Source organism: Pseudomonas sp. D3-27 (assembly GCF_051132165.1).
Lineage (GTDB): Bacteria > Pseudomonadota > Gammaproteobacteria > Pseudomonadales > Pseudomonadaceae > Aquipseudomonas.
In genome coordinates this window covers 2,340,421-2,352,215 of record NZ_CP071667.1, presented here as the reverse complement: position 1 = coordinate 2,352,215, position 11,795 = coordinate 2,340,421, and the positions used below count along the sequence as shown (strand labels likewise).

At 61.3% G+C, this 11,795-nt stretch carries 12 protein-coding genes; 8 read left to right on the top strand and 4 right to left on the bottom strand.

Annotated elements, in window-relative coordinates; all coding sequences use genetic code 11:
- Nucleotides 1-18 precede the first annotated feature (18 nt).
- Together J3P92_RS10935 and J3P92_RS10930 are read left to right on the top strand one after the other, a co-directional pair.
- Nucleotides 19-198 (top strand): general stress protein, encoded by a 180-nt coding sequence (locus J3P92_RS10935; RefSeq protein WP_003182983.1) that lies wholly within the window; start codon nucleotides 19-21, stop codon nucleotides 196-198.
- 61 nt (nucleotides 199-259) lie between these two features.
- Complete coding sequence (locus J3P92_RS10930) at nucleotides 260-484, top strand: hypothetical protein (protein WP_420767702.1); 225 nt, start codon at nucleotides 260-262, stop codon at nucleotides 482-484.
- 179 nt (nucleotides 485-663) lie between these two features.
- Here the strand turns inward: J3P92_RS10930 and J3P92_RS10925 are convergent, their stop codons facing one another.
- Both J3P92_RS10925 and J3P92_RS10920 read right to left on the bottom strand, forming a co-directional pair.
- Nucleotides 664-1,416 (bottom strand): OBAP family protein, encoded by a 753-nt coding sequence (locus J3P92_RS10925; protein ID WP_434563607.1) that lies wholly within the window; start codon nucleotides 1,414-1,416, stop codon nucleotides 664-666.
- An 87-nt stretch (nucleotides 1,417-1,503) separates the two neighbouring features.
- Nucleotides 1,504-2,040, bottom strand: a complete 537-nt coding sequence (locus J3P92_RS10920; RefSeq protein WP_434610951.1) for a DUF3087 family protein — start codon at nucleotides 2,038-2,040, stop codon at nucleotides 1,504-1,506.
- A 217-nt stretch (nucleotides 2,041-2,257) separates the two neighbouring features.
- On the opposite strand from J3P92_RS10920, the gene ppnN reads away from it, so the two are divergent.
- Nucleotides 2,258-3,631, top strand: a complete 1,374-nt coding sequence (gene ppnN / locus J3P92_RS10915) for a nucleotide 5'-monophosphate nucleosidase PpnN (RefSeq protein ID WP_420767699.1) — start codon at nucleotides 2,258-2,260, stop codon at nucleotides 3,629-3,631.
- 52 nt (nucleotides 3,632-3,683) lie between these two features.
- Here ppnN and J3P92_RS10910 read toward each other — a convergent pair whose 3' ends face one another.
- Nucleotides 3,684-4,346 carry an HAD family hydrolase gene (locus J3P92_RS10910; RefSeq protein ID WP_434650748.1) on the bottom strand — a complete coding sequence of 221 codons (663 nt, stop codon included), beginning with the start codon at nucleotides 4,344-4,346 and terminating at the stop codon, nucleotides 3,684-3,686.
- Nucleotides 4,347-4,424: 78 nt separating this feature from the next.
- A complete protein-coding gene (locus J3P92_RS10905; RefSeq protein ID WP_434563601.1) occupies nucleotides 4,425-5,771 on the bottom strand; it encodes an MATE family efflux transporter in 1,347 nt (448 codons plus the stop codon).
- Between the two features lie 277 nt (nucleotides 5,772-6,048).
- Between J3P92_RS10905 and J3P92_RS10900 the strand changes: the two genes are divergently transcribed.
- From J3P92_RS10900 to J3P92_RS10880, 5 genes are read left to right on the top strand one after another with little or no spacing between them, the layout of a single operon-like run.
- Entirely contained in the window at nucleotides 6,049-7,266 is a 1,218-nt protein-coding gene (locus tag J3P92_RS10900; RefSeq protein ID WP_434610947.1) for a methyl-accepting chemotaxis protein, read from the top strand.
- A 9-nt stretch (nucleotides 7,267-7,275) separates the two neighbouring features.
- On the top strand, nucleotides 7,276-7,644 hold the full coding sequence (locus J3P92_RS10895) for a response regulator (RefSeq protein ID WP_003180343.1): 369 nt from the start codon (nucleotides 7,276-7,278) through the stop codon (nucleotides 7,642-7,644).
- A gap of 15 nt (nucleotides 7,645-7,659) precedes the next feature.
- The gene (locus tag J3P92_RS10890) at nucleotides 7,660-7,944 is read left to right on the top strand and encodes an STAS domain-containing protein (RefSeq protein ID WP_420767695.1); all 285 of its coding nucleotides are present in this window, start codon (nucleotides 7,660-7,662) and stop codon (nucleotides 7,942-7,944) included.
- A gap of 39 nt (nucleotides 7,945-7,983) precedes the next feature.
- Complete coding sequence (locus tag J3P92_RS10885) at nucleotides 7,984-10,080, top strand: chemotaxis protein CheA (RefSeq protein WP_434650746.1); 2,097 nt, start codon at nucleotides 7,984-7,986, stop codon at nucleotides 10,078-10,080.
- Nucleotides 10,081-10,112: 32 nt separating this feature from the next.
- Nucleotides 10,113-11,771: a methyl-accepting chemotaxis protein gene (locus J3P92_RS10880; RefSeq protein ID WP_434650744.1), complete on the top strand. Its 1,659-nt coding sequence runs from the start codon at nucleotides 10,113-10,115 to the stop codon at nucleotides 11,769-11,771.
- Nucleotides 11,772-11,795 lie beyond the last annotated feature (24 nt).

Genomic DNA, 11,795 nt, shown 5'->3' with positions numbered 1-11,795 from the left:
AAAATGAGGATTCTCGAAATGGCTAATAGCGGAAACAAAAATCCAGGTAACTTCGCAAACGACCGTGAGAAAGCATCCGAAGCCGGCAAGAAAGGCGGACACGCTTCCGGCGGCAATTTTGCAAATGATCGGGAAAAAGCCTCTGAAGCAGGCCGCAAAGGTGGCGAACGCAGCCACGGCGGCGGCAGGAAGTCGTAACCCGAGAACCGTTGGGGCGCAGCTCTGCTGCGTCCTGGCGCTTGACTTGTCGAGGTAACGAATGAGCCAGGATCGATTCATCGTCAGTTTCATCGCTGACGGCCAACCCGATAGCCGGGTATTGGCGGGCGACACCGAGACGCTTACCACCGAAGAAGCCGAGGCACTCTTGCGAGTGTCCTTTACTGAATTAAAGAGCGTCAAGATCAGCGATGTTCAAGTTCAGAAAAGAACCAAGCCAAACGAAACGGAACATGATGTTCCCGGGCATTTCAAACAGCCGTAGTGTATATAACCTTTGTTTTCAACTCCCTGCCCCCGTGGCGAGGGAGTTTGCTCCCGATGGGCTGCACAGCAGCCCAACTCGTATTAACAAAACATATATATCCAGGTGGATTGCCCTGGGCCGCTTCGCAACCCAGCGGGAGCTAGCCTCCTCGCCACAAAGCATTTGTTCAAATGACTTTAATGGGTATGCCCCGTCGGATCCTTTATCTGCCACACCTGCCCTTTGCGCCATGCATCTGCGCCAGGATCGATGTCCGGTGCGCTGATCGATTCGCGGGCGTGTTTCTTCGCTTCGCTGTCGATGCCCATCCGGCGGTCGCGTTCGCGCACCAATTGCGGATCGATCTGCCCATCGGCGGTGAACCCCATCATCAACTGCGGAACGCCGTAAGGCAGAGCGTTGCCCTGCTCGGTGTGCCAGGTGTGCCAGGTCTTGCCGTAAGTGCTGACCAGGTTCTTCATCAAGCGGGTTTCCGCCACCTCCGGAATGCCCGGCGCGACCAGTTGTCCAGACTTCACCTCATGCACATGGCTGTGCCACAGCTGCTTTTCGGCGGCGGGCAAGCTTTCGAACAGGCGCTTACTGATGATGTATTCCACGCCCATCAATTTGGCCTTGGCGCTGTTGGCATCGAAGATGGCGCACTGGAACACTTCTTCGTTCAGTGCCGTGCAGTAATGGTGCGCTTCCATTTGCCCGGACATCCGGCCGTTATAAAAATGAAAGCCGTCCAGGTAGGTATCCAACGCTTGCAAAGGGGGTTTGTTCTGCATGATCCCGGCCCCCGCTTCCAGCGTCGCGGTGGTTGGGCTTTTCGCGGCGCCTGGCGCGTCTACCGGTGAGTGGCTGTTACCGCCCGCGCAGCCCGCCAATCCCACTGTAGCCACACACAACAGGGCCCAGGTTCCATGAACCATCTTTCCAGTCATCTCGACTCTCCTTTCCATGACTGCTCATGAGAAAGGCATTGGAAGACCGGGGTTTATTTTTTTCCCGAGGCAACCGATGAGCGGCCGTTAGCGGCGCTCGCCGTAGGCCTGTTTGACCGAGTCTATCCAGGCCGGGTCCAGGCGTGATTGCTCTGAATCCAGGCCCAGCGCCTGCATGTTTTCCAGATGCTCGTCGGCCTCACGGACCAACGAGGCGTGGTCGCTGGAATTGGCATCCAGCCGGTGCATCTGGGCCAGGCCCAGGTGATAGAAACGCAGTAGCTTCATCGCTGCCGGATCCCGGGCCTGCACACCGGCCTTTACCTGGTGCATCACGTTGGTGACGCTCATCAGGCTGCGCTTGAGCTGCCAGCCATACACCGCAGCGGCCATCCACGGCTGCGACCAGAAATAGCCGCGCATCAGCCCGACCATCACCAGCACGGCAGCGAAAACGCCGCCGACATTGAAGCGAAAATTATCGCCCCCGGGTGTACCGAACAGCATCACCGCCAGGCTGGACAACAGCATTGCCAGCGCCAGAAACACCACGGCCACGATGAGGGTGCTGCGACGGGTCTGTTGCCGGTAGTCGGCGGCGTCCCACGGTTTGATCTCGAACATCGCGTCGCAATTTCCTTGTATGGCGTGAAAAGACTCGCGCATTATCGCCTGCCCGGTCGATTTAGCTATGCTGGGGCTCATTTTGTGTTGCAACCGACCCGATGGATCCGGATCAAAGTCCATGGCGATACCGCAAGGATCGTGCGATCTTCCTGCGTGGACGTTTTTTTCAAGATGCCGCCGTCGTGCGAGCGGCATCGTTTTCAAGGAAAGCTGAATGACTCAAAGACATGTAATCAACGCTTCGGTAAGCCCCAAGGGCAGCCTGGAGACTTTGTCCCAGCGCGAAGTGCAGCAACTGAGCGAAGCCGGTTCCGGCAGCATCTACGATCTTTTCCGCCAGTGCGCCCTGGCGATTCTCAACACCGGCGCCCATGTCGATAACGCCAAGACCATCCTGGAAGCCTACAAGGACTTCGAGATTCGCATCCACCAACAGGACCGTGGTGTACGCCTGGAGCTGCTGAACGCGCCGGCCGATGCGTTCGTCGACGGCGAGATGATCGCCAGCACCCGGGAAATGCTCTTCAGCGCCCTGCGCGACATCGTCTACACCGAGAACGAGCTGGACAGCCAGCGCATCGACCTGAGCTCGTCACAGGGTATCAGCGACTACGTGTTCCACCTGCTGCGCAACGCCCGGACCTTGCGCCCTGGCGTGGAACCGAAAATCGTCGTGTGCTGGGGCGGCCACTCGATCAACACCGAAGAATACAAGTACACCAAGAAAGTCGGCCACGAACTGGGCCTGCGCAGCCTGGACATCTGCACCGGCTGCGGTCCCGGCGTGATGAAAGGCCCGATGAAAGGCGCCACCATCGCCCACGCCAAGCAGCGCATCCAGGGTGGCCGCTACCTGGGCCTGACGGAGCCGGGCATCATTGCCGCGGAGGCACCGAACCCGATCGTCAATGAACTGGTGATCCTGCCGGATATTGAAAAGCGTCTGGAAGCCTTCGTGCGCGTCGGCCACGGCATCATCATCTTCCCGGGCGGCGCCGGTACGGCGGAAGAATTTCTCTACCTGCTGGGCATTCTCATGCACCCGGCCAACCAGGACCTGCCGTTCCCGGTGATCCTCACCGGGCCTAAAAGCGCCACGCCGTATTTCGAGCAGTTGCACGCGTTCGTCGGCGCGACCTTGGGCGAAGCCGCGCAGAAGCACTACCAGATCATCATCGACGACCCGGCCGAAGTGGCGCGGCAGATGACCCAGGGGCTCAAAGAAGTGAAGCAGTTCCGCCGCGAGCGCAACGACGCCTTTCATTTCAACTGGCTGCTGAAAATCGACGAAGGTTTCCAACGCCCGTTCGACCCTACCCACGCCAACATGGCCAGCCTGGGCTTGAGCCGCGACCTGCCCTCCCACGAACTGGCCGCCAACCTGCGCCGGGCATTTTCGGGGATCGTGGCCGGGAACGTGAAGGACAAGGGCATCCGCCTGATCGAAGAACACGGCCCGTACGAGATCCATGGTGATCCCGCGATCATGGAACCGCTGGATCGCCTGCTCCAGGCCTTTGTCGCGCAACACCGGATGAAACTGCCGGGCGGCGCGGCGTATGTGCCGTGCTATCGGGTAGTGACCTGATCCCGAAATCGCTGAGGTTAAAAATGTGGGAGCGAGCTCGCTCCCACAGGGGCTAGCGTTGGTTTGAGACGCGTATCAATCCATCGTCCACCACAATGCTCAGCCCACGGTAATCCGCGATCTGCGAATGCACCGTCACCACCGGGTGCGTATGCGTGGCCGTCACTACCATTACGTCCATGTCCGCCGCCTCGCCAGCCTTGATTCCGGCTTCTGCGTCCTCGAACACCAGGCATTCCTGCGGAGCAACTTGCAAGCGTTGTGCGGCCAATAGGTAGCACGCTGGATTCGGCTTGCCGGCGCTCACGTCCTCGGCGGTCACCATCACGTCGGGGCGCGGAATCCCGGCCGCTTCCATGCGACGCAAAGCCAAGGCCATCGGCGCCGAGGTGACAATCGCCCATTGCGTCGGCGGCAGGCTCTTGAGAAAGGCCAGCGCACCGGGCACCTCGACCACCCCTTCCACGTCCTCGATTTCTTCGATGGTGAGCTGCGCGGCCTCGGCCTGGGCATCCACTCCTGGCAGGTTCTGGCGGGCAACGGTGTCGACGGCGCGCACGCCATGGATAGTCGGCAGGAATTTAGCCACGTCCAGGCCATGGCGCATGGCCCAGCGGGTCCAGATCCGCTCGGTGGCGGCGACGGAATTGAGCAGCGTGCCGTCCATGTCGAAGAGGAAGGCGCGGTAGGCGACGGTGGGGAGTTCTGCGGACATCGGGATCCTCGTAAATCGGAAAAGGTGACTAACCCTGTGGGAGCGAGCTTGCCCCCCAAGGGTTCCATGTCGGGCCGGTTACACCAACCGCTCGATCCGCTGGTGCTGCCAGACCCGTTTGTAATACAGCGTCTGCAGCAACAGCATGCTCAGGTAAGCCACCGGAAACGCCATCCACACCCCTTGCAGGCCGAAGTGTGCGTCCAGCAGGTAGGCGACCGGAACTTGCACGCCGATGATGCAGAAAATCGAGATCGCCACCGGCATCAGCACCGTGCCGCTGGCGCGCATGATGCCACCGATGATGGCCTGGAAGCCGAACACCAAAAGGCTCCATAGCATGATGTGCAACAGGTGCTCGGCCTGGACCCGCGCCGCCGGGTCGGTGATGAACAGGCCCAGCAACCAGTGGGACAACAGGTACCCCAGCAGCACCAGCCCACCGGTCAACCAGACGTTGATCAGCATCCCGGTGCGCAGGATCGGCCCCAGGCGTTCCAGGCGTCCGGCGCCGATGGCCTGGGCGCCGAGGATCGACGCGGTGATGGCAATCGACAGCGCCGGGAACTGCACGTAATTGACAATCTGCGTCACCGCGCCATAGGCGGCCGTGGCTTGGGACCCGTGGCGATTGACCAGGGCCAGGATGACCAACTCCGACAGCGAGATCACCACCATCTGCAATCCGGTGGGTAGGCCGATGCGCAGCACTTTGCCGAGGATGTCCCTGTCCAGGCGCATCGCCGCGAACAGCGCCCGATCCGGCGCCAAGGCATGGGCCCGTCGATTCAGGCGCCACGCCAGCATCGCCATCGCCGACGCGGTGCCCACCAGCCCCGCCAGCGCCGCGCTCTGGATGCCCATCTGCGGCAACCCCAGCCAGCCACGGATCAACGCCGGCGTCAGCGCCATCCCGACGCTGGTGGACACCAGCAACGCCAGCAACGGCGAAACGGTATCGCTGACACCACGCAATAGCTGGGTGAAAAGCACAAACACCAGCAGCATCGGGAGGATCCACATCATCACCCGCGCATACGACACCGCATCCTCCAGCACGTCGGCGGGCGTTCCGAGGCCTTGCAGCCCCTCGCGGGCAAAAACACTGCCGAGGATCGCCGCCGTCAGTCCGATGATTGCCCCCAGCAGCAGCGTCGAGCCGGCAATCGCCTTCACGGTTCCCGTCTCGCCGGCGCCGTAGGCCTGCCCGATCAAGACCCCTGCCCCCGCGCCCAGGCCAATCACCAACGCGATGAAGAAAAACACGATGGGAAACATCCCCGATACCGCCGCCAGGGCCTGGGTGCCGAGCATTTGGCCGATGTAGATGCTATTGAGCGTACCGGACATCGATTGCAGGAAATTGGACAAGACCATGGGGGCCAAGAACAGCAGGTAGGTTTTCCAGAGAGGCTGGGTGGGCATGAGGGCTCGATGGCAGGTTCGAAAACTGGTGCGGGTAATTTAGCTCAATCCTTTCATTGTGTTTCAGAGAATGATCTGACGAACACTGTTGAGGTTCACCGTGATTTCTTCCACAGGTCAGGCCACCTCGACATTTCCAGGATCTCGTCTATTCTGCGATAGCAATGTGCCACTTTTTTTCCAAAACCGGACGACTGGTCCTCAAGACCGGGTCGACTTTGCAGATAACCAGTTATTCGCAAATATCCTGTCAGCAATACTGTTCAAGGACCGAACCATGATGTCGTATTCCCACGACCATTCCCTTGCCACATCCCAGACGCACACCTCCTGGCACGCCTTGATCGTTGCCATCATCGCCGGCGCAGGGCTGCTGGTACTCAATGGCACGAGCGCTCAAAACATCGGTTTCAGTGCTGTGCTTCTGGTCCTTGGCGTGGGTGCCGGTATCTGGGGCGCGCGCTCGCAGCGCCTGCAATTGGACAAGGTGGCCGCAGCGGCCATCGCCCATCATGAACTGCAAGCAGCCGACCATGGCGCTCACAAAAGCAGCGCGCAACTCAACGAAGTGATCCTCGGCGCGATGCCGATCTGGGCCAAGCAAGTCGAAAGCTCACGGCAGCAGACAGAAACCGCGATCGTCTCGTTGACCAGCCGCTTCACCGGCATTTCCTCGCGTCTCGAAGAAACCGTACAAGCCTCGCAACTGGCCGCTGGCGAGTTGGCGGGCAGTGGTGGTGGCGGTGCCGTCCAGGTGCTGGCGCAGAGCGAAGGCGAACTGGTGAAGGTGATCGATTCGCTGAAGAGCACCCAGGCCAGCCGTGATGAAACCTTGGCCCAAGTGCGCAACCTGACGGCCTACACTGGCGAGTTGCGGACCATGGCCGCGGATGTCGCTGCGATTGCCGCCCAGACCAACCTGCTGGCCCTCAACGCCGCCATCGAAGCCGCCCGCGCAGGCGAAGCCGGACGCGGTTTTGCGGTAGTGGCAGATGCCGTGCGGGCCCTGTCGAGCAAGTCCAGCGAGACCGGCCAACAGATGTCGGCCAAGGTCGATGTCATCAACACCGCCATCACCCAATTGGTGCAGGCGGCTTCCAGCGGCGCCGACCAGGACAGCCAGTCCGTGGCCGTGTCCGAAGGCAGCATCCAACGCGTGCTCGAACGCTTCCAGAGCGTCACCGGCCGCCTCGCCGATTCGGCCGACATGTTGCAACGGGAGAGTTTCGGTATTCGAGACGAACTCACCCAAGTGCTGGTCAGCCTGCAATTCCAGGATCGGGTCAGCCAGATCCTCAGCCACGTGCGCGACAACATCGAGGACCTGCATGTGCACATGCAGCAAGCCAGCCAGTCGCCCGAACAGGCCATCTCCATCGACGCCCGCCAATGGCTGGCGCGCATGGAAACCACCTACGCCACCGACGAGCAACGCCGCAACCATCACGGCGACTCGGCCGCGCAACAGACTTCACAGGAAATAACCTTCTTTTAGGAGCCCCTCATGGCGAAAAATGTATTGGTTGTCGACGACTCCGCGAGCGTTCGGCAGGTCGTCGGCATCGCGTTGAAAAGTGCCGGCTACGACGTGATCGAGGCCAGCGATGGCAAGGATGCACTGGGCAAGCTCAACGGCCAGAAAGTGCACCTGATCATCAGCGACGTGAACATGCCGAACATGGACGGCATCACCTTCGTCAAGGAGGTCAAGAAACTGGCCAGCTACAAATTCACGCCGATCATCATGCTCACCACCGAATCCCAGGAATCGAAGAAGCAAGAGGGCCAGGCCGCAGGCGCCAAGGCCTGGGTGGTCAAGCCGTTCCAGCCAGCGCAGATGCTGGCGGCGGTGTCCAAGCTGATTCTTCCCTGATGGCTGGAGGCTTCAATGCCGCTGCTGTACGAAGTAGAAAATGACACCGCGCAGGTGCAGATCGACGGCGAGCTGACGATCTACACCGCCGCCGACCTGGCCGCGCAATTGCTGCCACGGTTGGGGGCCACGCCCGCCATGGTGCTGGACCTGTCGCAGATCACCGAGATGGATGGCGCCGGCCTGCAATTGCTGCTGATGGTTCAGCGCGAGGCGCCCAAGGCCGGGACCCAACTGACGGTGGCCGACCCAAGCAAAGCCGTCACCGAAACACTGGCGCTGTGCAACCTGGTTGCATAGTCCCTTTGCAACACGTCGGACACGACAAAGGATATGAGCGTGAGCATCAATCTCGATCAGGCACAACAAACCTTCATCGTCGAGGCCCGTGAACAACTGCAGGCGATGGAAGAATCGTTGCTGCAGTTGGAAAACGACCCCGGCGACGATGACGCCATCGGCGCGATTTTCCGAGCGGCCCATACGATCAAAGGGTCGGCTGGACTGTTCGGCCTGGAGCCGATCGTCAGCTTTACCCACATCGTCGAGGACGTGCTCGATCGCCTGCGCGAGGGCAGCGTCGCGGTGGACCCTGGCTTGATCGCGGTGCTGCTCAAGTCCGGCGACCACATGCTCGAATTGATCGACGTGGTCGCCAACCAGGGCTCGACGTTGCAGGCCCCTGCCCTGGCGCGGGAAATGGAACTGTGCCAGCTCCTGCAGGAGTACCAGGCGCCCCCGACCGCGACCGAACCGGATCGGGAAACCCAAGCCGAGCCAACCGGCTCAGCCGAAGCGTGCCTCTGGCACATCTCCCTGCGCTTCGGCCAGGACGTGTTCCGCAACGGCATGGACCCCTTGTCGTTCCTGCGCTACTTGCAGACCCTGGGTGAAATCGTCGACATCACCACGCTCACCGAGGCGATGCCGGCCATCGATACCTGGGATGCCGAATCCTGCTACCTGGGCTTCGACATCGCGTTCCGCTCCGCCGCCGGTTATACCGCGATCAATGAAGTGTTCGATTTCGTCCGAGAAGACTGTGCGATCGAAATCGTCGCCCAAGACGTCGAGGCCCAGGCAAGCATCGGCGAGGTCGCGACATCCCAGGCACAGAGCGACGAAAGCACCGCCATGGTCACCACGGGCGAGCTGATGCCGGACCAACGCAAGAGCCCGCGCATGCCTGCCCAGGTCGCGCCTGACAAGCAGGCCGTGGTCAGTGACAGTAAAACCAAGGACGGCGCGTACGTCCGGGTCAATGCCGACAAACTCGACGAACTTATCAACCTGGTCGGTGAATTGGTGATCGCCAGCGCCGGCGCCAGCCTGTTGGCCCGTAACTGCCAGAACGACCCATTGCAGGAAGCCACCTCGTCGGTATCCGGGCTGGTGGAGGAGATTCTAGACGGCGCCTTGCGCCTGCGCATGATCCCCATCGGCGAGACCTTCAACCGCTTTCGTCGGGTGGTGCGCGATGTCAGCCAGGAGCTCGACAAAGACATCGACCTGATCATCAGCGGCGCGGAAACCGAGCTGGACAAGACCGTGGTGGAAAAGATCGGCGACCCGCTGATGCACCTGTTGCGCAACGCCATGGACCATGGCATCGAAACCGCTGAGGCGCGGCTGGCGGCAGGCAAACCGGCCAAGGGGCATTTGCGCCTCAACGCTTACCACGACTCGGGCAGCATCGTGCTGGAAATCGCCGACGACGGCGCCGGCCTGAACCGCGACCGCATCCTGGAAAAAGCCCACGAACGTGGGCTGATCGCAGCGGGCGCGAACCTGACCGACCAGGAAATCTACAACCTTATTTTCGAACCGGGCTTTTCCACCGCCCAGGCCGTCACCAACCTGTCCGGGCGCGGCGTGGGCATGGACGTGGTCAAGCGCAACATCACGCTGCTGCGCGGCACGGTCGACCTGGACAGCCAGCCGGGCAAGGGCACCGTGGTGCGCATCCGACTGCCGCTGACCCTGGCGATCATCAACGGATTCCTGGTCGGCATCGGCCAGTCCACCTATGTCATTCCGCTGGACATGGTCCAGGAATGCATCGAGCTGAGCGAAGACGATGGCATCGCCAGCCGCGAACAAGGCTACCTCGACCTGCGGGGCGAGGTGCTGCCATTGGTGTACTTGCGCGATCACTTTCATCACGAAGGTCCGGCCTCGCGCCGGCAGAACGTGGTGGTGGTGCGCTACGCCGAACTCAAGGCCGGGCTGGTGGTGGATGACCTGTTGGGTGAATTCCAGACCGTGATCAAGCCCCTGGGCAAGCTGTTCGGCGCACTGCGCGGCATCAGCGGCTCGACCATTCTGGGCAGCGGTGCCGTGGCGTTGATCCTCGACGTACCGGCCCTGCTCACCCAGATCGCACAAATAGAAAACCGCTACAACTCGACCCCATTACAACAAGCCAACGCTCGCTGACGCTTCAACACTCCATGGAGAGGTATTCCCCAATGAAATGGTTCTACGACCTTAGAATCGCCACCAAACTGATCGCTTCATTTCTCGTGGTGTTGGCGCTGACCGCCGTCATGGGCGTGTTCTCGATCATCCAACTGGGCCAGGTGAACGGCACCGCCCTTGATATCCGTGAGAACTGGATGCCGTCCATGCGCGCCGCTTCAGGCATGCGCTTTTTTGCGGCGAGCTTTCGCCTCAAGGAGAATCGCCATATCGCCGCCGACTCCGAACAGGAGCGCGTCACCCTCGAGCAAGAAGCCGAGGAGGCCAAAAAGGCCTTCGAAACGCGCCTGGGCACTTACGAGAAACTGCTCTCCAGCGCTGAGGATCGTCAGGCATTCGAAACCACCCGCGATGACTGGGCTTCTTACCTTGCAATCAGCAAAGACCTGCTCGCATTGTCCCGGCAGAACCTGACCGAGCAAGCCCAGGCGATGCTCAAGGGCGAATCCAAGAATCGCTTCGACCTGGTGACCAACGACTTGCAAAAACTTGTCGAGCTCAACGCGGCCGGCGCTGACGTCGCCAGTGCGCACGGCACCCGCTTGTATGAAAACGCACGCCTGTCGATCATCGCCGTGCTGGTCGCGGCCCTGCTGGTGGGCCTGGGATTGGCGCTGTTCGTCTCACGCATCATTTCCCGTCCGTTGAAACAGGCGGCGGTGGTGGCCGAGCAACTGGCCGAGGGCAACCTGAACGCGAAAATCGATGGCGGTTCCAAGGACGAAACCGGCATGGTGCTCAACGCCATGCAGAACATGGTCGGCAAGCTGTCGCACATCATCGGTGAAGTGCGCAACGCGGCGGACAACCTCGCCAGCGCTTCCGAAGAAGTCAGCGCCACCGCCCAATCGATGAGCCAGGCGACCAGCGAACAGGCGGCCAGCGTCGAGGAAACCAGCGCATCCATCGAGCAGATGAGCGCCAGCATCAACCAGAACACCGAAAACGCCAAGGTGACCGATGGCATGGCCAGCAAGGCTGCCAAGGAGGCCACCGACGGCGGCGAATCGGTGCAGCAGACCGTGGTGGCGATGAAGAAAATCGCCCAGCGAATCAGCATCATCGACGACATCGCCTACCAGACCAACCTGCTGGCGCTCAACGCCGCCATCGAAGCGGCCCGCGCTGGGGAACATGGCAAAGGCTTCGCAGTGGTCGCTGCCGAAGTTCGCAAACTGGCCGAACGTAGCCAGGTCGCGGCACAGGAGATCGGCGAGCTGTCGTCCAGCAGCGTCGAGATGGCCGAGAAGGCCGGCAACCTGCTGAACGAGATGGTCCCGTCCATCAACAAGACCTCGGATCTGGTGCAGGAAATCAGCGCCGCGTCCGAAGAACAGGCCGCCGGTGTGGCGCAGATCAACACCGCCATGACCCAACTCAACCAGGTGACCCAGCAGAACGCCTCCAGCAGCGAAGAGCTGGCCGCCACCGCCGAAGAGATGAGCAGCCAGGCCGAACAACTGCAACAGGCCATGAGCTTCTTCACCTTGGACACGCCGCCCAAGGCCGCCCTCCAGGTCGCCCGGGTCGATAACACGCCCGGCCCGTCCAGCCGTAAACCGGCCCGGGCACCGGCACCGGTGATGCCCAAGGCGTTTGCCTACAACATGGCCAGCGCGCCGGACGAATCGGAATTCACCCGGTTCTGATGGCTCGGTTCCATAGGCTTGCTT

Excerpts from the sequence above, each read along its gene's own strand:
- J3P92_RS10900 (WP_434610947.1), top strand. The coding sequence starts at position 6,049 with ATGATGTCGTATTCCCACGACCATTCCCTTGCCACATCCCAGACGCAC.
- J3P92_RS10905 (WP_434563601.1), bottom strand. The coding sequence starts at position 5,771 with ATGCCCACCCAGCCTCTCTGGAAAACCTACCTGCTGTTCTTGGCCCCC.
- J3P92_RS10925 (WP_434563607.1), bottom strand. The coding sequence starts at position 1,416 with ATGACTGGAAAGATGGTTCATGGAACCTGGGCCCTGTTGTGTGTGGCT.
- J3P92_RS10930 (WP_420767702.1), top strand. The coding sequence starts at position 260 with ATGAGCCAGGATCGATTCATCGTCAGTTTCATCGCTGACGGCCAACCC.
- J3P92_RS10890 (WP_420767695.1), top strand. The coding sequence starts at position 7,660 with ATGCCGCTGCTGTACGAAGTAGAAAATGACACCGCGCAGGTGCAGATC.
- J3P92_RS10880 (WP_434650744.1), top strand. The coding sequence starts at position 10,113 with ATGAAATGGTTCTACGACCTTAGAATCGCCACCAAACTGATCGCTTCA.
- J3P92_RS10895 (WP_003180343.1), top strand. The coding sequence starts at position 7,276 with ATGGCGAAAAATGTATTGGTTGTCGACGACTCCGCGAGCGTTCGGCAG.
- ppnN (WP_420767699.1), top strand. The coding sequence starts at position 2,258 with ATGACTCAAAGACATGTAATCAACGCTTCGGTAAGCCCCAAGGGCAGC.
- J3P92_RS10910 (WP_434650748.1), bottom strand. The coding sequence starts at position 4,346 with ATGTCCGCAGAACTCCCCACCGTCGCCTACCGCGCCTTCCTCTTCGAC.
- J3P92_RS10935 (WP_003182983.1), top strand. The coding sequence starts at position 19 with ATGGCTAATAGCGGAAACAAAAATCCAGGTAACTTCGCAAACGACCGT.
- J3P92_RS10920 (WP_434610951.1), bottom strand. The coding sequence starts at position 2,040 with ATGTTCGAGATCAAACCGTGGGACGCCGCCGACTACCGGCAACAGACC.